Annotated in this window: 21 protein-coding genes; 5 read left to right on the plus strand and 16 right to left on the minus strand. The window is 43.5% G+C overall.

Translation table 11 applies throughout. The annotated features are described in order from the left end of the window. Positions 1-33: 33 nt before the first annotated feature. From F957_RS09995 to F957_RS09985, 3 genes are all read left to right on the plus strand, one after another. Positions 34-891, plus strand: a complete 858-nt coding sequence (locus tag F957_RS09995) for a LysR family transcriptional regulator (RefSeq protein WP_016541088.1) — start codon at positions 34-36, stop codon at positions 889-891. A 182-nt stretch (positions 892-1,073) separates the two neighbouring features. After that, the gene (locus tag F957_RS09990; RefSeq protein ID WP_016541087.1) at positions 1,074-1,937 is read left to right on the plus strand and encodes an alpha/beta fold hydrolase; all 864 of its coding nucleotides are present in this window, start codon (positions 1,074-1,076) and stop codon (positions 1,935-1,937) included. Beyond that, the gene (locus F957_RS09985; protein WP_016541086.1) at positions 1,927-2,856 is read left to right on the plus strand and encodes a metal-dependent hydrolase; all 930 of its coding nucleotides are present in this window, start codon (positions 1,927-1,929) and stop codon (positions 2,854-2,856) included. The genes F957_RS09990 and F957_RS09985 overlap by 11 nt, the downstream gene beginning before the upstream one ends. Before the next feature lie 104 nt (positions 2,857-2,960). On the opposite strand, the gene F957_RS09980 is transcribed toward F957_RS09985, so the two are convergent. Then, positions 2,961-4,442: a flavin-containing monooxygenase gene (locus F957_RS09980; RefSeq protein ID WP_016541085.1), complete on the minus strand. Its 1,482-nt coding sequence runs from the start codon at positions 4,440-4,442 to the stop codon at positions 2,961-2,963. Between the two features lie 350 nt (positions 4,443-4,792). Between F957_RS09980 and F957_RS09975 the strand changes: the two genes are divergently transcribed. Further along, positions 4,793-5,788, plus strand: a complete 996-nt coding sequence (locus F957_RS09975; protein ID WP_016541084.1) for an AraC family transcriptional regulator — start codon at positions 4,793-4,795, stop codon at positions 5,786-5,788. 70 nt (positions 5,789-5,858) lie between these two features. On the opposite strand, the gene F957_RS09970 is transcribed toward F957_RS09975, so the two are convergent. The 14 genes from F957_RS09970 to F957_RS09905 all read right to left on the minus strand — a co-directional run bounded on the left by F957_RS09970 (position 5,859) and on the right by F957_RS09905 (position 19,345). After that, on the minus strand, positions 5,859-7,052 hold the full coding sequence (locus F957_RS09970) for a hypothetical protein (protein WP_032860695.1): 1,194 nt from the start codon (positions 7,050-7,052) through the stop codon (positions 5,859-5,861). A gap of 147 nt (positions 7,053-7,199) precedes the next feature. Next, positions 7,200-8,840, minus strand: a complete 1,641-nt coding sequence (locus F957_RS09965) for a thiamine pyrophosphate-binding protein (RefSeq protein WP_016541082.1) — start codon at positions 8,838-8,840, stop codon at positions 7,200-7,202. 38 nt (positions 8,841-8,878) lie between these two features. Further along, entirely contained in the window at positions 8,879-10,345 is a 1,467-nt protein-coding gene (locus tag F957_RS09960) for an aldehyde dehydrogenase (RefSeq protein ID WP_016541081.1), read from the minus strand. 12 nt (positions 10,346-10,357) lie between these two features. Then, a complete protein-coding gene (locus F957_RS09955; protein WP_005187293.1) occupies positions 10,358-11,149 on the minus strand; it encodes an aspartate dehydrogenase in 792 nt (263 codons plus the stop codon). A gap of 9 nt (positions 11,150-11,158) precedes the next feature. Further along, positions 11,159-11,953 (minus strand): SDR family oxidoreductase, encoded by a 795-nt coding sequence (locus tag F957_RS09950; protein WP_016541080.1) that lies wholly within the window; start codon positions 11,951-11,953, stop codon positions 11,159-11,161. A 22-nt stretch (positions 11,954-11,975) separates the two neighbouring features. Next, complete coding sequence (locus F957_RS09945) at positions 11,976-12,791, minus strand: alpha/beta fold hydrolase (RefSeq protein ID WP_016541079.1); 816 nt, start codon at positions 12,789-12,791, stop codon at positions 11,976-11,978. Positions 12,792-12,823: 32 nt separating this feature from the next. Beyond that, entirely contained in the window at positions 12,824-13,345 is a 522-nt protein-coding gene (locus F957_RS09940; RefSeq protein WP_004652930.1) for a cupin domain-containing protein, read from the minus strand. A 34-nt stretch (positions 13,346-13,379) separates the two neighbouring features. Continuing rightward, positions 13,380-14,603 carry an MFS transporter gene (locus F957_RS09935; RefSeq protein WP_016541078.1) on the minus strand — a complete coding sequence of 408 codons (1,224 nt, stop codon included), beginning with the start codon at positions 14,601-14,603 and terminating at the stop codon, positions 13,380-13,382. Between the two features lie 86 nt (positions 14,604-14,689). Continuing rightward, on the minus strand, positions 14,690-15,901 hold the full coding sequence (locus F957_RS09930) for an NAD(P)/FAD-dependent oxidoreductase (RefSeq protein ID WP_016541077.1): 1,212 nt from the start codon (positions 15,899-15,901) through the stop codon (positions 14,690-14,692). A 27-nt stretch (positions 15,902-15,928) separates the two neighbouring features. Next, positions 15,929-16,861, minus strand: a complete 933-nt coding sequence (locus F957_RS09925; RefSeq protein ID WP_016541076.1) for a VOC family protein — start codon at positions 16,859-16,861, stop codon at positions 15,929-15,931. Between the two features lie 11 nt (positions 16,862-16,872). Next, complete coding sequence (locus tag F957_RS09920) at positions 16,873-17,637, minus strand: SDR family oxidoreductase (protein WP_016541075.1); 765 nt, start codon at positions 17,635-17,637, stop codon at positions 16,873-16,875. Beyond that, on the minus strand, positions 17,630-18,697 hold the full coding sequence (locus tag F957_RS09915; RefSeq protein WP_016541074.1) for an aromatic ring-hydroxylating oxygenase subunit alpha: 1,068 nt from the start codon (positions 18,695-18,697) through the stop codon (positions 17,630-17,632). The genes F957_RS09920 and F957_RS09915 overlap by 8 nt, the downstream gene beginning before the upstream one ends. Positions 18,698-18,714: 17 nt before the next feature. Next, entirely contained in the window at positions 18,715-19,014 is a 300-nt protein-coding gene (locus F957_RS09910) for a recombinase-like helix-turn-helix domain-containing protein (protein WP_016541073.1), read from the minus strand. Between the two features lie 25 nt (positions 19,015-19,039). After that, positions 19,040-19,345: a non-heme iron oxygenase ferredoxin subunit gene (locus F957_RS09905; RefSeq protein WP_004652920.1), complete on the minus strand. Its 306-nt coding sequence runs from the start codon at positions 19,343-19,345 to the stop codon at positions 19,040-19,042. A gap of 267 nt (positions 19,346-19,612) precedes the next feature. Between F957_RS09905 and F957_RS09900 the strand changes: the two genes are divergently transcribed. Continuing rightward, positions 19,613-20,425 (plus strand): IclR family transcriptional regulator, encoded by an 813-nt coding sequence (locus tag F957_RS09900; RefSeq protein ID WP_016541072.1) that lies wholly within the window; start codon positions 19,613-19,615, stop codon positions 20,423-20,425. 64 nt (positions 20,426-20,489) lie between these two features. Here the strand turns inward: F957_RS09900 and F957_RS09895 are convergent, their stop codons facing one another. Next, positions 20,490-21,305: an SDR family NAD(P)-dependent oxidoreductase gene (locus tag F957_RS09895; RefSeq protein WP_016541071.1), complete on the minus strand. Its 816-nt coding sequence runs from the start codon at positions 21,303-21,305 to the stop codon at positions 20,490-20,492. Positions 21,306-21,374: the final 69 nt, after the last annotated feature.

The following is a 21,374-nucleotide window of genomic DNA, read 5'->3' on the forward strand; positions in this document are numbered from 1 at the left end:
CATTTCAAACTTCGGTTTTCTGAGTATTTCGATATGTTTGATCCACGTTTACTCCGCGCCTTTGTCAGTATCTTTGACGCAGGCAGCTTTACCTTAGCTGCCGAGCGCTTGCATATGACCCAATCCACAATCAGCCAACAACTCGCTAGATTGGAAGAGTCTGTGGGTAAGAGCTTGATTGACCGTAATTCGCGCCCCTTACAACTGACCAATTCAGGTGAATATCTGATTAGCTATGCACGGCGGATTTTGGCCTTGCAACACGAAGCACTAACCGTTTTGGGTGATCCTTCAGGTACGATTCCCATTCGGATTGGTTTACCAGAAGATATTATGAATACAGATATGGCTTTGGCTTTAAGTGCTTTTAGCAAACAACACCGTACTGTTCGACTGGATGTGACCGCTGGACTCAGCCGTGATTTGATGGAACGTTATCGCAATGCACAACTTGATATTGTGATCGTTAAAGAAACAGCGGCCAGTTCAGACCATCATGCCAGTTTCCCCGAAGAAATGGCTTGGTTTGAAAGTATCGATCATGGCGGGGATTGGTCTGATCCACTACCCTTGGTGACCTTCCCACAAGGTGGGCTCTATCGTGATGAAATGTTTGAAGCGATTGAACGTAACCGCCTACATGGCTATATCGCCTTTACCAGCAACAGTTTAGCCAGCGTATTGGTCGGGGTTGAAACAGGTCTCGGTTTATCACTTTTGCCCGTTGCCACCACCACAGGTCATCGGGTACGGGAATATTTACCTTTGGGTAAGGCACAAGCCATGACCGTTTCCATCTATGCGTGGGATAAAGAAGGACTGGTCGCAATTCTATTGCAGCAGATGACCACGGTGCTGCAACATCGCTTTGAACAAAGCAAAGCCGAATGATTAAACAGAAATACCCGCTCAATCTTGCAATCAACCGTCTTTAAGTGCCAAGTCATATGCTGCATGTGCCAAAAATATATGCCATGGCACAACAAGTTAAATTCCATCCTCTACTGTCAAGACTATGCCTATAGCGCTGATTACTATCAATTGAAATAGACATCTTTGATAAGTAGGTCAGCATGGCAAAACAGACAGAAAAACGATACAGCCAGTATTGTCGTAATAACCTGATTTTTAATGTGATTGATTCGGGGCCAATCGATGGTAAACCTGTCATTCTATTACATGGTTTTCCTGAAACCGCACACAGTTGGCAAGCCACCAGTACCATTCTCAATCAGCAGAACTTTCGAACCTTTGCCATTGAACAACGTGGCTACAGCTTAGCAGCCTCTCCCAAGGGTCGTTTTCAGTATGCAATTGCGGAACTGGTTGCCGATGTCAAAACTTTCATCGATTTATTAGGGCAACCCGTCTATGTGATAGGTCATGATTGGGGTTCAATTGTGGCCTGTGAATTGGCCCAACAATATCCCAATCTAGTCAAACATTTGACTTTGGTTTCAGTACCACATACAGGTGCGTTTTTAAAATCCATGCTCAGCAGTACGCAAATTTTCACCTCCTACTATATTGGCTTTTTCCAGCTGCCCTTGATTCCTGAATTGCTGTTTAAAAGAGCCAAATCACTGAGCCAGTTATTGCTGAAAAATTCAGGGATGAATACGGAACAAATCAGAGATTTTCAGCAGCATTTCATTCAAGAAAACCGTATCGGCACAGCCATTAACTGGTATCGCAGTATGCCTTTGGCGCCTATTGGCTCCAGCTTTAAAAAGGTAAAAGTCCCCACCCTATTTATTTGGGGCAATAAAGATATTGCGGTTGGCAAAAAAAGTGCACAGCTGAATAAACAGTTTTTTACGGGTCAATATCAAGAAATCTATCTAGATGCCACGCATTGGATTCCTGCCCAGAATGCCGAGCAACTCAGCCATTATTTTATCAATGCCGTGAATGAGGGAGAACACCATGCATCCTAAACAACGACTGGAAAATCACTATCTTGAGCAACGCCGTGTGCAATTCGATTTTAGCCATACGCCCGAGCATTGGATCTATGACAATCCTTTTGCCACTCATTTAATTAATGCAGTTCATTTAATTTTACCTGTGGGTGAACTTTGGATGTGCCGTTCTTTTAATGAAGCCTTGCCTTATGTCCGCGATGAAAAGCTACGTGCCGATGTAAAAGGTTTTGTCCATCAAGAAGCGCACCATGCCTCCGCTCATAAAGTCGCTCAAGACTATTTACGCCACTATGATTATGAGATTGATGAATTTCTTCTCTCTCTAGACAGCATGTTTAAACAAATCAATACAGCACCATTTGGCTTAACCCTTTCCAAAAATCTAGAATATCGTTGGCTAACCATTCGCGTAGGTATTGCTGCTGCGGTTGAGCACTTCACCACCATGTTAGGCACGTGGTGTCTCGATGACCAACCATGGCAAAATAAAACTGCTGATGAAATGATGGCGGATTTAATGACTTGGCATCTGGCTGAAGAAGTTGAACACCGCAGCGTGGCGTTCGATCTATATATGCATTTATGCGGCGAAAATAACAAAGCCTTTGCCTATCTGCAACGCCAAACGATTATGTTGGCTATTGCTCCACTATTCACCTTTGCCATTTATCATTGCTTTAAGAAACTGGCGCAACAAGACCAGCATGCCCATCCTTATCAAAACTACGGACTGATTCGGGCGTTAAGGCACACAGCGATTGAAAACGCCCGTAGCAAACAAGTACCCAGTTTTTTCGCGATGATTTCTAGCTTAAGACATTGGGTTAAACCCAGCTATCACCCATTTTATGAAGGTGATACCAACAAAGCCTTACAGGTGTTAAACCACTCTCCTGCCGTTAAAGCCTTAACCAAACTTCGCGCTAGTTAATATCTAAAATCTTCCTCTTTTAGGCACATGATGTGCCTTTTTTTTATTTTCGAGAAAAACAGACATAAAAAAGCCTTATTTATATAAGGCTTTTAATTACGGTTTTAGCGATAAAAGCGATAACTATAGCTATCGAATTCTGTCATATCTTTTTTCATGTACTGCATCGTCCACGGATAATTCGCCACATTCACTTGCTGAGCATCCAAATAATAACTGGCACAGCCACCTTGATTAAACACAGTTCCATTCAACTTATTTTGCAGTTTTTGATTATATTGATCATCCGCAAAAGTAGAGATTTCAAAACTGCTTAAGTGATTGTCCAAGACAAACCGTATGGCTTTCACTGCATAATCAATCTGGTTTTCAGCTGCACTAATTAAGGAGTTATAACTAATACTATTGGGACCAAGCAACATAAAGGCATTGGGTAGATCTTTCACCACACAGCCTTTATAGGCCTGTACTGTATTTTTTTGCCAGACATCATCTAACAACACACCTGTTTTGGTTAGAATCCGTTTGGCAATCGGCGGTTTTGCCACCTCAAAACCGGTACTCCAAACAATGATGTCCAAAGGAATTTCTTGACCATCTACTAGAATACCTTTTGCGGTGATTTCCTTCACGCCTTGATCGATCAGCTCCACATTTTGGGCAGCGAGTGCAGGATAATAGGTATTTGAAAATAAAATCCGCTTACATCCCAAAGTAAATTTTGGTCTGACTTTCTCTCGTAATGCTGGATCTTGAATCTGATAGTGCATCCAGTGAATCAGCCCCTTACCTAAAGCCTCCAAGGTTTTTGGTTGATTGACACTGGAACTGAACATATCCATAGACACGCTGGTCAATTTGCGTAGAGAGTGCATGGTAAATGGCACTTTTTGCTGAACGTTTTTAGATGCATCATGCAGCACCAGATTCGGTTTTGGAATCACCCATGGCGCGGTGCGTTGAAACACATAAAGTTGTTTCACAATTGGTTGAATCGCAGGAATAATCTGTATCGCCGATGCCCCCGTTCCAATCACGGCGACACGTTTATTACTTAAATCAACCGCATGATTCCATTGCGCGGAATGGAAGACCTCACCTTTAAAACGATTTAACCCTTTTACAGTCGGCATGGTCGGCTCACTCAACGGACCAACCGCAAAAAAGACAAAGCGTGCCTGATAGATGCCTTGATTGGTCTCAATTTGCCAACACTGTTGCTCATGCGACCATGAGGCTTGCTGTAATTCGGTATTAAACAGAATATGCTGATCCAGCTTAAAGCGCTTGCTGACATCTTGAATATACTGCTGGATCTCTTTTTGTTTCGCGAAAATATGACTCCAGTTTGGATTCGGTGCGAATGAATAGGAATAAATCGAAGATGGCACATCACACTCGCAACCTGGATAGGTATTTTCCCGCCAAACACCACCCACTTCATGTGATTTTTCGACCATAATAAAGTTATTGATATTTTGCTGTTTCAGTTTAATCCCAGCGGCAATTCCAGAAAAACCAGCCCCGATAATCACTACATCAAATTGATGATTATTTACTACCACATCCTGCTTTAAATCTGACATTTTCCACTCCAAAATATAAAAATCTTGTCAGTTCAACCCATTCATAAATCAACAAATTTATAAACAGACCTATCTGTGGAAAATAATTTGATTGTCCAATAAAGACTTGACCGTCAATGCCAGATTAAAATAATCAAAGTCAAATGAATGAACTACACTCAAATCATGTCTTATTCTATTGATTATTAATGAGAGATTTTGAGATCAAAGCTCATGATTCTGTCCCTTGATGATACAAAAACTTTGAATTGAATCGGCTAAGATAAAGCGGTAGATCGACAACGTTATCGCCACGATGATTTATCTATAATTGGGTTAAAGGATTTGACTTGAAAACTAGTAGAGCAATTATGACTGAAATTCCAAGTATTCCATCGGTGCTGTTAGAACTCATCGACAAATATCTACAACAACAAAATATTTCGAATCATCAGCTCAATGAACTTGCGCAGCAGTATGCCAATCAGCCAAGAATGCCATTACACAAATGGTGGAATCTGCTCGAAGAAATCTACCAGCAACACCCAACACCTGTTTTGGGACATTATATTGGTGAACTATCGGAACCTCACCATATTCATATTTTAGGTTACTTGGCCTTATCCAGCCCTAATCTACTCAGCTTTTTGAATTGTTTTAAGAATTTCCAACCCCTTTTGCAAAACTCTGCTTCATTTTCGATTGTGCAGAAAGAAGATCGTTTTTGTATGTGCTGGACGCCCGTGGTACATAAAAATTCTCAGCTTTCCAATGAGGTTCTACTTTCAGGCGTATTGAGTACCATCCGAAAAATTTTACATCGACCAAGTATTCAGCCCTTAAAGATTGAGTTCTCGGCTATTGCGCCTGCGGATACTACACCTTACCCACAGGTCTATGGCTGCCCCGTCAGTTTTGATGCTGATGTGTTAAAATTATGGCTACCACTCGAAATTCTTTATCTTCCTGTTCCAAGTCATGATCCGCATCTTAAAAAACTGTTGGATCAACAGGCAGAAGCACTCCTCAAAAGCATTCCAAATCCTGATACTTTCTTAAAAGATTTACAGCGAATGATTGTGAATATGCTCAAGATTGGTGAACCCTCGGCGGAGCATATTGCCAAACAGATGAATCTGTCGTTAAGAAGCTTTTATCGTAAGCTGAGCGGTTATAACCTGCAGTATAGTGATCTCGTAAAAAGCATTCGTTTAGAACTGGCAAAAAGCTATTTGGTCAAATCCGAATTGTCACTCACTGAAATTGCACTGTTACTCGGCTATGCTGAACAAAGTGCCTTTAGCCGTGCCTTTAAACAGTGGGAAAATCAGACCCCGTCAGAATATCGGAAAAACCATCTCAACTAAAAGCCGCTTAAAAGCAAAAGGAGCGAATCATCGACATGACTCCCCCCTTCAAAAAGTCTTGATTTAAAATTTAGAAACTAAAGCCAATATTGAGATTGATACGATATAGCCATTGATCACTATAGGGAGAAACCGTTGAGGTGAACCCCGTTGCATTGGATGCGCCACCAATAATGTTGGCGTTTTTACCCCAGGTATAATCTGCCCAGACCATAAACGGCGAAGCAATAAACATCATCCCTGTCGTGTTCATTTGTGAATCTGACCAATCATCACGTTTCTTGTCCATATAACTATAATCATTATAGAAACGAATGGCTTTAAGTTTGCCCATATCCTGTACAGGTAAGGTATAAGCCAAGTTTAAGCTGGCCACTGTTGCTTCGGAAGCAATGAAATAGGCAGGGGTAAAGCCATTATTGCCCATCAAGATCATGTCATTATTGACCCCATCTGGATTTTTGGCATCATATTGGTAATGAATCACAGAGCTTTGTAAATTAAAACGTTTGTAATTATTGTCGGTGTGCAAACCGACCGCATAATACTGACCATTTTTATCAGTCGTTTTATTATGCAATTGCGCGATTGCCCCTGATAGACCAAATTCTTGCTTGCCAAACTCGGTTTCTAACTTACGTACAATACGCGTATTCAATTGATGGCGTTTTTCATTTTGATAGGCTTTCTGAGTGGGAAATGCATTGTCCGTTAGGTCATCATAGGTGGCACTTTCAGGCGAGTAACGTAGGCTGGTCTCCAACATTTGCGGATAATAGCCAAGTTTTACATCCCAATCCTTGTTGTGAAAATTCCAGTTCAAACCGGGTGCAATGTTATTGCCATAGCCCAAGAAAAATGGAATATGATAAGTCCAGCCATTTTGCGGATAAGGATAGATGGTGAATGGCTTATAGACAAAACCAGCTTCTATACTATTATTTTCATTGAGATTATAGCCAACATAAGCTTTCTCAATCGAGCGTTTCTCTTGATCTTGAAATAAATAACTGGCATTAAAATAGGCATCGTCAAATTTGCCTTTCAGATCGACCCTGAAAATATCAAAATAAAGTTTACCAAAACCACCATTAGGTCCCTCCCAATTTTCATAGCGTTGGTTCAAACGCACCACGCCACCCAATTTTACCGAATCCGTTCCATCTTCACTTTTCCATTCGAGGGCTGAGCTTTGCGCAAAAGCATGGGATGTCATACCCAAATACATTGCAGCAAGCATCGCGACCATTGATGTCTTTTTCATATCTACTTCCTTTGCTTTCATCCCAACGATCCTGTTGGCCTTGTTTTTGTTTTACTTGTAAAACATAGTTTTTATTGTTTTATGGGCAAAAAAATTTGCCCATAAAACGGTCTTCACATCAGCACGAACTGCCAATGCTCAGCGGGATTAATACAATTTTTTCTGTGGTGGGCCGGCAAAGTTCAATGGCCCAATTGAATGCATATCTAGTTCAATCACACTTGGCCCTTGGAAAGCAACGGCTTCTTGAATCACCGTCTTGAATTCCTCAGCACTGCCCACTTTCCAGCTCTTCACGCCCATTGCTTCACCTAGAACCTTATAGTCTGGTGTATGCAACTCATTGAAATACTGGCGACCACCGAAGTAATTCTTCTGGATACCACGCATCACACCATAACCACCATCATTCATGATCATCAGCACCATGTTGGTATTTTCTTGCGCCATGGTTGCAATTTCGCCGATGCCTAGCATCAAACCGCCATCACCGACCAAACCAATCACTTTCTTGTCAGGATTGGCAATCGACGCACCAATCGCAGTGGCCAGCCCCAAACCAATAGCCCCTGCTAAAGAGTGAATGTTCTGATTCGGTGCTTGCACTGGGAATAAACGACTGCCCCAAGTACTGCCTGACATGGTGATGTCTCGTACAAAAATACCGTCTTGTGGTAATGCAGCACGTAAGTGATCACAGATTAACGCGTACTGATCCAGTTGCGTACGTAATGCCTCGATTGCGGTCAGTTTTGCCTTCACCACCGCTGCATCATATTCCACATCGACTTTTGAGATACCTTGCAAGCCCGTCAATACGCGTTGCAACACATCTTTGGCATCGCCACAGATGAAGTTACGAACCTTGTAATTACGCTGTTGTGCGACGGGATTGGCATCAATCTGGATAATATTGTCAGGGAACTGCACGGAATAGGTTTTGGTTTCATTACTACGTAAGCGTGAACCCACCACCACCAATAGATCAGCCTCTTTAAGTAATTGTTCAACCCCAGCCGAGTTATGGAATGCGCCTAAACTACGTGGATGATCATCAGCCAATACGCCACGCGCATGTGTTGATGACACCACAGGAATACCGAGATCAGCGATGGCTTTAACTTCCGCAACACTGTTCAGCGTTCCACCACCAATCCAGAACACGGGGCGTTGGGCTTTTTTCAGTTCTTCAACAATTAAGTCGACTTCAATCTGTTCAGCTTGTGGCAATTCAAGGGCTTTTACTGGCCCTAAGTTCAGCGGCAAATCAATTTCTGTTGCTTGCACATCAATCGGTAACTCAACACTGACTGGCCCCATTGGTACTGTCGTTGCTACACGAATCGCTTCACGAATCACACCCACCGCATTGTCAGGGCTGGTAATACGAAATGCAGCTTTGCTCGATGCACGTAAGAAGGTCAGCTGATCTTTGGTTTCATGAATAAAGCTGGCATCACGATCCAAATATTCACGCTCAACTTGCCCTGTTAAATGCAATACAGGACTGCCTGCATTCATCGCTTCAATCAGTGAACCGACTGCATTACCTGCACCCGCACCCGTACTGGTTAAAGCGACACCGAGTCCTTTAAAGCGTGAGTGACCATCTGCCATCGTGACCGCACCCGCTTCACCACGTGCCGCCACAAAACGAATTTTTTCACGGCGACCGACTGCATCGGCAATCGGTAAGTTATGGATCGAGATCACCCCATAGATACTGTCTACTTGGTGTGCTTCTAAAACACGGGCGATGGCTTCGCCGACATTTACACGTTCTGTCATTGCTATATTCCTCAAAAACTGTTCATTCCATGAATGTATTAATTCGCCCAAGGATTTGGCTGCTCGCTTAATCCCATATAGATGCTTTTTTGTTGCATGTAAGACAAAATGCCTAAACGACCTTTTTCACGCCCGATACCACTTTCTTTAAAGCCGCCAAATGGCGCAGAAATCGAGAATTTCTTATAGGTATTGATCCAGACCGTACCGACTTCTAATGCACGCGCAATTTGCCATGCCTTGCGATAGTTTTCAGTCCAGATGCCTGCGGCAAGACCAAAACAACTGTCATTGGCTTGTGCAAGCAAATCTTGTTCATCGTCATATTTCATCACCACCAGCACAGGGCCAAAAATCTCTTCCTGACAGGTTTGTGCTGAATTACTTAAACCTGTAATGATGGTTGGCAAGTAATAACTACCTTTGGCCAACTCACCTTCGGTTAAGGCATGACCACCCACAAGGACTTCCCCACCTTCTTGTTTCGCGAGCTGTACATAGTCATCGACAGAAGCCAAATGTTTCGGATTAATCAAAGAACCGAGATGTACACCTGCGGTTTCAGGATGCCCAACGCGCAAGCCTTTGGTGATTTCAACCAGACGGCTTAGGAATTGATCATAGATACTGCTGTGTACAAACAAACGTGAACCGGCAATACAGGCTTGTCCTGCTGAACTGAAAATACCGTAAGCCACACCTTTGGCTGCTAGTTCAATATCTGCATCTGGCAGAACAATCGTTGGAGACTTTCCACCAAGCTCCAAAGATGTTGTGATCAGTTTATCGGCTGCTAAATGTGCCAAATGACGACCCGTGGTGGTTCCACCCGTAAATGAAATCTTACGCACCAAAGGATGCTTTACGATTGCATCACCAATCACCGAACCGCGTCCAACCAAGACACTAAGCAAACCTTTCGGTAAACCCGCTTCTTCAAAGATTTTGGCGAGTTCCAATGCGATCAAAGAAGTGACTTCCGCAGGTTTTAGAATCACGGCATTGCCGCCAGCAAGCGCTGGTGCCAATTTCTGTACTTCACTGGCAATCGGTGAATTCCACGGGGTAATTGCAGCGACTACCCCCACGGGTTCATGCACGCTCATGGTCATGAAATCTGCGGCACGTTGCGTGGTCAACTCATCATTCAAGGTTTCGCAGGCTGCTGCTACATAACGCGCTGTTGCTGCCGCACTCATGGTCAAGGCACGGGTTTCAGCCAAGGGCTTGCCATTATCACGAGTTTGCAACTTTGAAAGCTCATCGACACGCGCTTCAATAATGTCTGCCACTTTATATAAAATACGGGCACGTTCATGCGGCATGCTGTTGCGCCACTCGGCTTTACGCCAAGCCGCATCTGCCTTTTCAATCGCTTCATTGACATCTTCCAGACTCGCCGTTGAAATTTCAGCATTCACCGATTGATCTGCTGGAAATAAACTTTGAATCATCCCGCCTTTACCTAATCGCCATTCACCAGCGATATAAATTTCCTTTACCATGATCAAATCCTTTTAAATCTGAATTGCTTCAACACTATTGCGGCAAGCGCGAATCACACTTAATGCAGCCAAGGTTGAGGTTTTTGGATTACTCGCCAATGGCACACCGACCAGTTCAATGGTCATTTCACCGAATACACCTTCTGCCACAATGGTGTGCTTGTTTTTGTTGATGCTCGGATCAACCGTCAGTTCCACCATGGTGTCATCCATGCCCAGCCCAGCCAGTGCAATCGTGGCTGCCACATTGGCATTGGCTGGAAACTTCAAGGCTGCTTCTCTGGCTGTACCACGGAAAAAAACTGTTGCTTCGCTGACCTGATCGAGGTCAACCAATTGTTCCGCATAGCTACCACGCCAGCTTTTTGGACTCTTACAGCCCTTATAGGTGACCTTTTCTAAACCACCTTCTTTGGCCGCAGAGATCCCATCGATCCCAGCAATGGCACCTGCCAATAAATGCAGATGCGCATCGTTTTGTTCTGCCGTTTTTTTCAGTTGAATTAAAAATTCGTTATCCGCCAAAGTCCCCACTGAAATCAGGCCAATGGTCCAGCCTTTTTCCAAGACTTTTTGCGCGTGTTCTTTCACCGCAGCCTGTCCTGCCACTTCAATCACATAATCAGGTGTTCCCTGACATTGTTCGATTGAACTAATCACTTGCACATCAGCCGCAACCTGCGCCTGTACTTTTTCTACACTGCGTGCAGGGACCACAATCCATTTAAGTTGCAGGTCTTGTGGCATGTGGGCATACACTTCTGCCGCCATCGCGCCAAAACCAATCATCATCAACTGTTTCATGTGAACACCTTATAAATGTTTGTTAAATCCACCAGAGACATCGAGTGTCGAACCTGTGGTATACGATGCCAAAGGCGATGCTAAAAACACCAAGGCTCGCGCGGGTTCTTCTGGCTTACCTAAACGTTGCATTGGAATGCCACGGTTTTTGGCAATATTGCCTGTCCACTGTTCCCATGTTGCATTTGGGTCTGAACGGGTTTCAAAACGGCGTTTCCACTGTGCTGATTCCACCATGCCCAACAGGATCGAATTGACCCGAACACCGTATTGGGTAAATTCATGTGCCAGTGAATGGGTTAGATTCAGCAATGCTGCACGTGCAGATGACGTTGCAATCATGTGCGGTTCAGGTTGCAGTGCCAGCAAAGAGTTCACATTGGTAATCGAGCCACAGGCCGAATGTTTTAAATCATTTAAAAAGGCACGTACTGGATGTAATACACTGAAATACTTCAGTTCAATTTCTTTCATCCAGTCTTCATCTTGGGTGTTTTCAAAATTAGATACACGCCCCTGACCTGCGTTGTTGATCAGCATGTCGACATTGCCCAGATTATGATTGACCTGTTGTGCAAAACGTTTTACATCTTCTTTATCCAAAACATTGCAAATACTGGTGAAGATATTGGCATGCGGATATTTGTCTAAAATATACAGTTTTGATGAAGCTAGACGCTGCTCATCTCGACCACACCACGCCACCTTGGCACCCTCTGCAACTAAAATTTCGACGGCAGCCAAACCAATACCTGACGAGCCACCTGTGACAACTGCTACTTTTCCTTCAACTTGGAAGCTCATATCCATATCTCTCGTTTAAGTCTTAATGTGCCGATAAAACAATGTCGTTAAACTGTTCAGCTTGATCGACATAACTTAGATGACCGGCATCTGTAATGAGATGACATCGGCTCAATTGCATTTCTACCGCTAATTCCTCGATTGCTTGCGCAGGCGTAATGCCATCCTTGTCACCTGCAATCACCACACAAGGAACACTAAGTTCTGTTAAATAATTTCGAATTTCGTCATAGGCCAACAAATAAGATGCTCGGGTAAAACCGTCTAATGTCAGTTGCCCCATCACCTCACTGACCAAAGCCAGTGCCTGAGCGTCTTGTTTATAAATCAAATGCGGTCCACGGCTGGCAGCCATGCCAGCATTGCCTAAGCTTTTCAACATATTCGGGCGCTTTTGATAGACCTGTGCTTTGGTTTCTTCATCTGATCGTTGATAGCCTTGTGCTGCATTGGCAATGATTAAGGTCTGTACCCGTTCAGGATAAAGATGAGCAAACGCACTGGCTTTTAAGGCACCCAATGAATGACCAATCAATATGGCTTTTGAAATGTTCAACGCATCCATCAAGCCCAATACACGTTCTGCATAATCAGTTGCATTCGGCTGTTCGGTATCTAGGTTGCCAGATAAGCCATAGCCGGGTGCATCCCAAGCAATGACATGAAAGTGCTGACTGAGTGTCTCTAGCTGATTGATCCAAGAAGCTGAACCCGAACTAATCCCATGCAATAAAATCAACGGCTGACCTTGGCCTGCCTCACGATAGGCTTGCACCTGTCCATGCACTGCAATGGTTTTCACTGGATATTTGACTAAAGATTCGATCAGCGTCATCATGTCCTTCCTTGTATTTGCTCTAATCTGTCGAATTAACGTTTGATTTGCGACAACGGATGCTCAGGTGGATAGTTCGGAATAGTCGGTTTACCTGCACCTAACATCACACACATCAAGGCATCTTCCTGACCCGGATTGAACAGACCGCGATAAATACCTGGTGGAATTGAAATCAGATCACGCTCTTTCAGTCGGGTCTCGAACTTTTCACCGTTATGTTCAATAAACAGATCAATCTCACCACGCAACATGAAAAATACTTCTTCAACATCGTGATGAATATGCAAAGGCCCTTCGCACTGCGCAGGTAATACCATGGTTGAGAAGGTAAAGTTTTCAGCTGGAACTGTATTGCCATCATTGACCACACCTGTTGCACCAGTCCCCATATAACGCATTTGTGCACGGCGATATTTCGGGTCGTAGTCCGCTTGGAATTTCAAAGCATCAAAATCATATTTACGTGTTTCGAAACGTGCGATTCGGGTATTCAACCAATCTTGTAAATTTGTCCCTTCAGGTTGTGTCCATGATTCGAATTGTTGAGTAGTCATGTTTTAACTCCTAGGTTTTCGATAAATCTTTTGATTAATAACGTTTTAATAAAGGAACTAAGAAGAACGATCCAATCACAGCGACGGCTGCCAAGAAGGTAATTCCTAAATTAAAACTGTGGGTTTGCATCACGATGTAACCGATCAGAACAGGCGCAATTGCGCTGGCAAAATTACCCATTCCATTGAAAATTCCACCCGCAGTTGCACCTACATCGGCAGTTGTGACACGGGCAAGTAAAGCGAATACTGCGGCGACCCCAAAGCCCCAAGCCATGGCGCTTAAAGACATTGCTGCAATCACCAGAATTGGATCAGTCATAATCACCATGACATACATAAAGATGCCTGCCACCAACAGACCACTGAAGACCTGAACAGCGCGGCGGCCTAACTTGTCCGAAAGGAATGCACCAATCACTTCGCCAATCAGCATGGCAATGAATGGAAAGCTTGAATAAACCCCAAACTCTTTCAGGTTAAAGCCCTTGTCCTGAATCAGATAAGAAGGCACCCAGCTGTTTAAACCCCAGAGATAGGTCATGAGTGCAATATTGAAAATACACACCAACCAAAACGCACGGTTCTGTAAGAGCACTTTGGTGTTATGAATATGGCCTTTGAAATTGACACGTTTGCTGGTCGATTCCAGTTCAATGGTTTTCTTGAGTTGTAAATTACGCAAGCCGAATGCAATCGCAAGCAATGCGATCACCGTTAAACCCGCCATTACAAAGAAGGTGGTGTGCCAATCATGCTTTGCTAAGACCGCAGCGGTAATTGGAAAACCGAGGAATGCACCAATCGGGGTTCCTAATAAGAACATGGTCGAAGCACGTGCTTGCTGGCGATCTGTATAGGTTTGCTTCACAATGGCGTAGGCCAGTGCAAACAAGGGTCCTTCAGCCAGACCAAGTAATACTCGTAAAATCAACATGCCTGTATAGTTGGTGGTAAAACCCATACAAAACATGAGCAAACCCCATGATGCGACGCTCCAAAACAGCATTTTCTTCGGATTGAAAATATCACCAAGGAAACTCAAAAACACCGAAGAGAAGCCATAAGCCAGCAAGAAGCTGGTCATCAACCATCCGAGTTTTGCCTTGTCTTCTGCAATCCCCATCGCACCCTGAAAGTGCGGGTCAGCAAATAACACTGCGATACTAATTTTGTCGAAGAATGCCAGTACGACACATACCATCAGGACAAAAGCAGGAACCCAATGCTTTAATCCACTTTTCTCTTCATTACTCATACTTCATTCCTTCGATTGAGTCATGAACCGGATCAAGGAGCTGTTGGTCTTTCACAGATAGTTGAAATATCAACAGCTCCTATGGTTTACGGTTTTAATTTCATCACATTAAATTCTGGGTCTGCTAATAAGTTTGGGTCTAACACGGTATTCGACTGCATCCAGCGCTTTGCCAGTTTGACCAGTTTAGAATCATTGATGGCGATCATATTGAGAAAATGGTTTTGATTATCCAGATACAAATAACTGCATTGATCATCCGCGCTTTTCCGAACCACGATCTGGGCAGTTTTTTCAGCTTGATAGGTGCCTAAGATCTGAATATTGAAGTGATATTGGTCTGACCATAACCATGGAATATCGCTATATTCGGTTTCAATACCCAACATCGATTTTGCAGCAGCAATCGCCTGATTCTGCGCATTGGCCCAAGACTGAATGCAATAGCCCAAGCTTGGATGAATCGCAACATCACCTGCGGCATAAATGTCCTGATCTGAGGTTTGACCAAAACCATTCACCACAATGCCATCTTTAACGTCCAAACCCGCATTGACGCCCAATTCTTTGGCAATATCCGCACCAGCTCCTACAACCACACAATCAAACAGCTCACTTGCATTCGGATGATTCACCACTTCAACTTTTTGCTGACCGGCTTCAATCAAATGCAAATTTTTACTGTCTAAATGAATCTGAGTACCCTGCTGCTCATGCATTTGTTTTAAGAAATCTGAAACATCAGGACTGACACTACGTGCACACAGACGATCGCCATATTCAAAAATATGTACCTCTTTACCTTGTTTACGTGCCGTCGCCGCAATTTCCAGCCCGATCCAGCCACCGCCAATCACCGCTAACTTTTGCGAATGCTGCAAGATTTCAGATAAACGCTCACAATCCTGAACATTACGTAAAGTCACCACATTGGGAATAAACTGCCACGTATTCACAGGAACACGGGCTCGACTACCCGTTGCGATCAACAATTTGTCATAGGCTAAAACCTGACCACTTTCCAGAACCACCTGCTTGCGCTGGCGATCCACTTGGGTTGCTAGCTCAGGTTTATGCCACTGAATATTGAAGTCCTGCACTTGCTCTGAAGAAAACAGATGCAAACTTTCATAGCTAGCCTCTTTGGACAATACTTGTTTGGATAAAGGTGGACGTTCGTAAAATACTCGATCCTCATTGGAGACCACATGAATTTCACCCGAATATCCATTTTGGCGTAAGGTACTCACCGCCCAACCCGCGGCTTGCCCAGCACCCACAATTACGATTCTTTCCATAGCGTGTTCTCCCTGCTCTCTATTGCGTTACGCAGGTTTGACTTGACGACGGGTATGATCATCCAGACCACCTTCAATCGCCCACTCTGTAAAGAGTTCCAGACGATGTTCTTCGATACGTGGCTGCCATTCTTCGGTCAGGTAATCATCATTGGTGTAATACTCAAACGCACCACCGAGCGGTGAATTGACATACCAGAAATAAGCCGAAGAAATCGGATGACGTCCAGGACCAATAAAGGTTGACCAATCAGAACGGTTCATGTGCAATCCACCACCAATCACCTCGTGAATATCACGCACAACGAATGCCACATGATTGAGTCCTGCAGGTTTATTTGGCACTGAAAGCAAGAACAGGTCGTGGTGGAAACCTTTACCGCGACAGCGTAAGAATGCACCACGATTGCGATAAGCATCTGATAAGAAGAAACCAAGTTTCTCACGATAGAAATTTTCAGTCTTTGCTAAATCTGGGGTGAAAAACACCACATGCCCAATCGCAACCGGTTGCCCTTTTTCATACACAGGACTTGCTGCATTGACACGTTGTACATTGCCGTATTGGTTAATGCCTTCTGTCTGTAAAGCAGGTAACTCTTGGGTAAAGCTCTTTTGAAAACGAATGGTCATCCCATTCGGATCAATGCATTGCACTAAATCAACACTGGCTTGATAGCCATCAACATCATTTAGTGTTAATGCTAAATTTGCCAAATCCTGTGCTGCATCATCTAAACCCCAAGTCACTTCACGTAACGTTGAGCCTGACTCAATGGCTTTAGGTAAACGCTGATCATCGCAATCAAATAAATAGATCTTGCTGCCATTTTGGGTTTGATAAAGATCCGCCCCTTCGATATCTGACTGACTTTGCTTAAGACCGAAATCTGCCAAAAACTTATTCGAAGCAGCTCTGTCTTCAACGCCAAACTTTAAAATCTCAATCCCTGTAATCATGAGATGACTCCTTAATTAAAGACAAAACCGCCATTTACTGGAATATTTTGTCCAGTCACGAATGAGGACAACTCTGACAGTAAATAAAGGGCTGTTCCGTTCAAATCCTGCGGTAATTGCTGACGTTGAATCGCACGCCCATTCACGTATAAATCATGACGTTCCTGCGGCACATATTCTGTTGCTTCAACGAGGGTTAAACCCGGTGATAGCGTGTTAATACAGATATTGAATGGCCCAAGCTCTCTGGCCATGGAACGCGTCATCGCAGTCAATGCCCCTTTACTCGCCACATAAGCCATCAAATTCGGTGCGCCCCATAAAGCGGTATCCGAAGCGACATTAATGATCTTGCCAGCCTGAGACAGCTTTAGATAAGGCACACATGCCTTGGTCACCAACCACGTGCCTTTGACATTGATGTTCATGACCCGATCCCAAAGGTCAGCGTCATAATCCATCATGCTTTTACCGCCAACATTGGTTGCCAGTGCCGCACAATTCACCAAACCATCCATGCCGCCCATGCGTTCAGCTGCTTGCTGTACTGCCTGCTGGATTGATTCTGCATTGGCCAGATCAATGCTTACCGCATTAACCTTTAAGCCTTGTGCTTGCAAAGCAACAGCTTCTTGTTGCACCAGATCAGTCAAGATATCAGCCATCACCACATGCGCACCTGCTTCCGCAATCGCCTGTGCAAAGTCTCGACCCAAGCCTCTTGCCGCACCTGTGACAAGGACTTTTTTGTCCTGCAACAATGCGACATTAACCATGAACTTGTTCCTGCATTTCAATACGATTTGAGGTATTCAATGCTGCAATTTTCTTTAACTGTTTTTCCGCTTCTTTTTTCATTAAACGGCGTAAACGAGAAAGACCAACATCATGCTGATAAAGAAATTCATGTTGACGGGCATTCGGTGCAAGATTTTCTAAAATAATGCGATCTTGCTCCAACACATCCCAGTGCAATTTTTCTAAATGGTTACGGTAAAGGAAACGCCAAACATTGCGTTGCCAGCCGCTGACTTTACGGCAGCGCCAGAAAAATACACGGGTATTGTTAGCATCAATTGGCGTTGCATAACCCACAATCCAGAACTCACCACCTGGGCCAAAATCCTTACGATACGGAATTGAGAGACGTAACCAGCTTGCACCGGTATTGGCATATTCAACCCAGTCAAAATTCACACCGACCTGGCCTTCTTTTTCAAAAATAAAACCATTTGACGTCGAACGGTGTTTCATTTCTGCAGTACGGTCACCTTCCGCCATTGAGTGTGAGGTGCAATGCAAATAGCTGCCATGCATTGGATCCATCACATTATCAATCGCGTACTGATGGTTTACTTTCCAGTCCGCCTGACACAAGAACGAACTCCACTCTTCACTTGCCAGTTGTTCAGGAAAATCCAGTGACTTCGGTGCTTCATTGGCATCAATGCCGAACCACATAAAAATGGCACCATGCTGCTCAATCACTGGATAGCTTTTGACACATGAAGTGCCTTTCATTGGACAATCATGCACCGCAGGCACATCTTCTACCACGCCATCATGGCGAACTTCGACACCGTGATACCAACACGCCACACGATTACCCAGATTCCAACCCAAAGAGAGACGTGCGCCACGATGCGGACAGCGATCTTCTAAGGCATGAACCTGACCTTCTGCATCACGCCAAACCACAATATTTTCGCCTAAACGAGTAATCCCGACAGGATTGGCTGCCACTTCCCAACTTGCCAGCACGGGATGCCATTGGTCACGTAAACCCAAATCCAAATATTCTTCTACACTCGGTGTCACTGATACTGCTGCGTTCATCACTATTCTTCCTTGAATTAATAACCTAAACGTTGCATTTCTTCTGAGAAGGTTTCAGAAGTCCACAGCTCACCCGATTCGCAACGAAAACCTTGCTGATTTAAAGACTGCACTAAATCTGTAAGTTCTGTGATGCCTGTAGAAAAGGCTTTGATGAGATATTGAACAAAATCCTGTTCATAGGCCGTTGGCACTTTATAACGTGTTTGCCAGACCAGAAGCTCTGCTTGACCTGGTATCTGAATATTGTTCATCCCTGCTTCAGTCGCTGGCGTGGCATGAATCCAGTTCGCTAGCTTCTTATTAAATGTTTCCATGAGATTCCATCCTTATAAATAAGACTTATAGTTGAATTTGAACGTCCTGCCCTTCAACACGTACTGGATAAGTACATAGATCACGGCATCCTGGTCCACTTTTCAACGCACCGGTTTGAATATCAAAAATGGCCTCATGTAATGGGCATTCCACGGTCTGATCTTCAATAAAGCCCTCTGTAAGTAAGGCAAAAGCATGTGGGCAAACGTTCTCAATGGCAAAATAATTGTCATCAATGAAAAATACGCCAATTTTCTTACCGTCGACTTCGATAGCTTTCGGCTCATCTTCGGTAACGTCGTCTTGCTGACAAACTGAGATCCAACTCATCCTTGCATCCTCATTTGTTTTATATATAAAACAATATTTGATATAACAAACTTTAATAAAGAATACTCCTATGCTGTTTTTTATGTCAAACAATATAAATCGTTAAAAATCATAAATTTGATATTTATTACACATTATCTTACGTTTTGCTTGAGAAATTTTGTTTTATATATAAAACTATCTTTTCTTTATGCTTTGCAGTTAGAATAGGAATCCTAAGAAAATTAAATTTTTATGATTTGCGTTTTTTGTAGGAAAATTAAACTGATGAATTCAAGCATTGAAACAGACTCTCAAGAATCTGAACTCACAAAAAATGATGATCGCTATTTAGTCCCTGGCTTAGTGCGTGGCTTGGCAATTCTGCAAGCCTTTAATCAACAAACCCAAGAAATGACCATTACTGAAATTGCCGAAGTTCTGGATGTCAACCGTTCCAGTGCCTTTCGACTGATCTATACACTGGAATCATGCGGCTTTTTACGCAAAGCCTCACAAAAAACCTATGCACTCGATTCAAAGGTGATGGAACTTGGCTTTAATAGTTTGGCCAAACAATCCTTATTGGATTTAGCCACACCCTTGATGAAAGAGCTGCGTGATCAAACTCAACTGGCTGTGCATTTATCCATTTTGGAAGGCACCCATATTGTTTTCATTAACAACATTCAATCCAATGGTACCTTTACCAGTAACATTGGTCTTGGTACGCGTTGGCCTGCGCATGCCACCGTGATTGGGCAAATGATGCTGGCAGATCTTAGTGAAACAGAAATACGTGATCGCTATAAAAACTTTAATCAATGGGAGACATTCTCAGAACTCACACCCAAAAATCTTAAAGAACTGTTACAACGCCTCAGTTTTGTCAAAACTCAACGCTCTATGGTCAGTTGGGGGCATTACAATCACGATATGGCGGCTTGTGCTGCACCAATTTTCAAACAGTCCACCCAAAAAATGGCGGCAGTGTTATCAGTGAGTTGCCCTTTAGGCAGTTATGATGAACATTATTTTAGAAATGAAATTGCCGAAACGGTGATTCAGAGTGCAGATAAAATCTCAAAATTTATTTATTAAATCTAGAGCATAAAAAAGCAGCCAAAGCTGCTTTTTTATAGCCAGCATTCATTTTAATCTGACTTCATGAAGATGGCTGATCGGTCTTTAATTTATTCTTTAAGCGCTTATCCATCGCATCAAATAAAGGACGTGACAGATTCATCATCCATGTCGGTGCTGTATTTAATAACGCATTGGCAACCAGACCTGATTTACTGCTAACACGATAGGATTTTTCTTGAATCGCTTTCACAATCCAGCCTGCAGCGGCAGGTGTATCCAACATTTTCATATGTTTGTAAATTGCTGTCTTAGATGACATCGGTGTTCTGACCATTGGAAAATATACAATACTGACATCAATGCCTTTGCCTTTCAGTTCCATCGACAAGGAACGCGAGAAAGATTCTAATGCAGATTTACTGGCCAAATAAGCCGAGAATAAGGGAATCGGCACTTGTGTAGACATGGTCGAAATATTGACAATATGCCCAGAACCGTTAGCCAAGAAATGAGGTAATAGGTGTAGTGTCATATTCACTGCGGCAAAATAATTAATCTGCATGGTACGGGTATAGTCATGCAGACGATCAAGTGATTCAAGAATCGGGCGTCGAATCGAACGCGCTGCGTTATTGACTAAAACATCAATTTTTTGATGTTCAGCTAAAATCTGAGCAATACAGCTTTGCGCTTGTTCTACATCCGTCAGATCTGCTGGGTAAATGGAGACTTGTCCACCTTGTGCCTGAATATTGCTTTGAATGCGTTGCAACTCATCTAAACGACGTGCAATCAGGCAAACCGTTGCTCCCGCTTGCGCCAGTTGCATTGCAGCCTCTTCTCCGATTCCACTTGAAGCCCCCGTAATAATGATCGTCTTACCCATTACATCCATTGCTTTCTCCTTGAACACAATAGCACTCCACATCTGTTGATTTTCTGATCCTACCGTGACTGTAGCCTA

Origin of the sequence: Acinetobacter gyllenbergii CIP 110306 = MTCC 11365, from assembly GCF_000413855.1 — a bacterium.
GTDB classification, from domain to species: domain Bacteria; phylum Pseudomonadota; class Gammaproteobacteria; order Pseudomonadales; family Moraxellaceae; genus Acinetobacter; species Acinetobacter gyllenbergii.

Bases quoted from the DNA above. Each gene is read 5' to 3' on its own strand.
- F957_RS09960 (WP_016541081.1), bottom strand. From the start codon at position 10,345: ATGGTAAAGGAAATTTATATCGCTGGTGAATGGCGATTAGGTAAAGGC.
- F957_RS09985 (WP_016541086.1), top strand. From the start codon at position 1,927: ATGCATCCTAAACAACGACTGGAAAATCACTATCTTGAGCAACGCCGT.
- F957_RS09980 (WP_016541085.1), bottom strand. From the start codon at position 4,442: ATGTCAGATTTAAAGCAGGATGTGGTAGTAAATAATCATCAATTTGAT.
- F957_RS09975 (WP_016541084.1), top strand. From the start codon at position 4,793: ATGACTGAAATTCCAAGTATTCCATCGGTGCTGTTAGAACTCATCGAC.
- F957_RS09910 (WP_016541073.1), bottom strand. From the start codon at position 19,014: ATGGAAACATTTAATAAGAAGCTAGCGAACTGGATTCATGCCACGCCA.
- F957_RS09935 (WP_016541078.1), bottom strand. From the start codon at position 14,603: ATGAGTAATGAAGAGAAAAGTGGATTAAAGCATTGGGTTCCTGCTTTT.
- F957_RS09900 (WP_016541072.1), top strand. From the start codon at position 19,613: ATGAATTCAAGCATTGAAACAGACTCTCAAGAATCTGAACTCACAAAA.
- F957_RS09990 (WP_016541087.1), top strand. From the start codon at position 1,074: ATGGCAAAACAGACAGAAAAACGATACAGCCAGTATTGTCGTAATAAC.
- F957_RS09965 (WP_016541082.1), bottom strand. From the start codon at position 8,840: ATGACAGAACGTGTAAATGTCGGCGAAGCCATCGCCCGTGTTTTAGAA.
- F957_RS09970 (WP_032860695.1), bottom strand. From the start codon at position 7,052: ATGAAAAAGACATCAATGGTCGCGATGCTTGCTGCAATGTATTTGGGT.
- F957_RS09915 (WP_016541074.1), bottom strand. From the start codon at position 18,697: ATGAACGCAGCAGTATCAGTGACACCGAGTGTAGAAGAATATTTGGAT.
- F957_RS09925 (WP_016541076.1), bottom strand. From the start codon at position 16,861: ATGATTACAGGGATTGAGATTTTAAAGTTTGGCGTTGAAGACAGAGCT.
- F957_RS09895 (WP_016541071.1), bottom strand. From the start codon at position 21,305: ATGGATGTAATGGGTAAGACGATCATTATTACGGGGGCTTCAAGTGGA.
- F957_RS09905 (WP_004652920.1), bottom strand. From the start codon at position 19,345: ATGAGTTGGATCTCAGTTTGTCAGCAAGACGACGTTACCGAAGATGAG.
- F957_RS09950 (WP_016541080.1), bottom strand. From the start codon at position 11,953: ATGAGCTTCCAAGTTGAAGGAAAAGTAGCAGTTGTCACAGGTGGCTCG.
- F957_RS09920 (WP_016541075.1), bottom strand. From the start codon at position 17,637: ATGGTTAATGTCGCATTGTTGCAGGACAAAAAAGTCCTTGTCACAGGT.
- F957_RS09995 (WP_016541088.1), top strand. From the start codon at position 34: ATGTTTGATCCACGTTTACTCCGCGCCTTTGTCAGTATCTTTGACGCA.
- F957_RS09945 (WP_016541079.1), bottom strand. From the start codon at position 12,791: ATGATGACGCTGATCGAATCTTTAGTCAAATATCCAGTGAAAACCATT.
- F957_RS09955 (WP_005187293.1), bottom strand. From the start codon at position 11,149: ATGAAACAGTTGATGATGATTGGTTTTGGCGCGATGGCGGCAGAAGTG.
- F957_RS09930 (WP_016541077.1), bottom strand. From the start codon at position 15,901: ATGGAAAGAATCGTAATTGTGGGTGCTGGGCAAGCCGCGGGTTGGGCG.
- F957_RS09940 (WP_004652930.1), bottom strand. From the start codon at position 13,345: ATGACTACTCAACAATTCGAATCATGGACACAACCTGAAGGGACAAAT.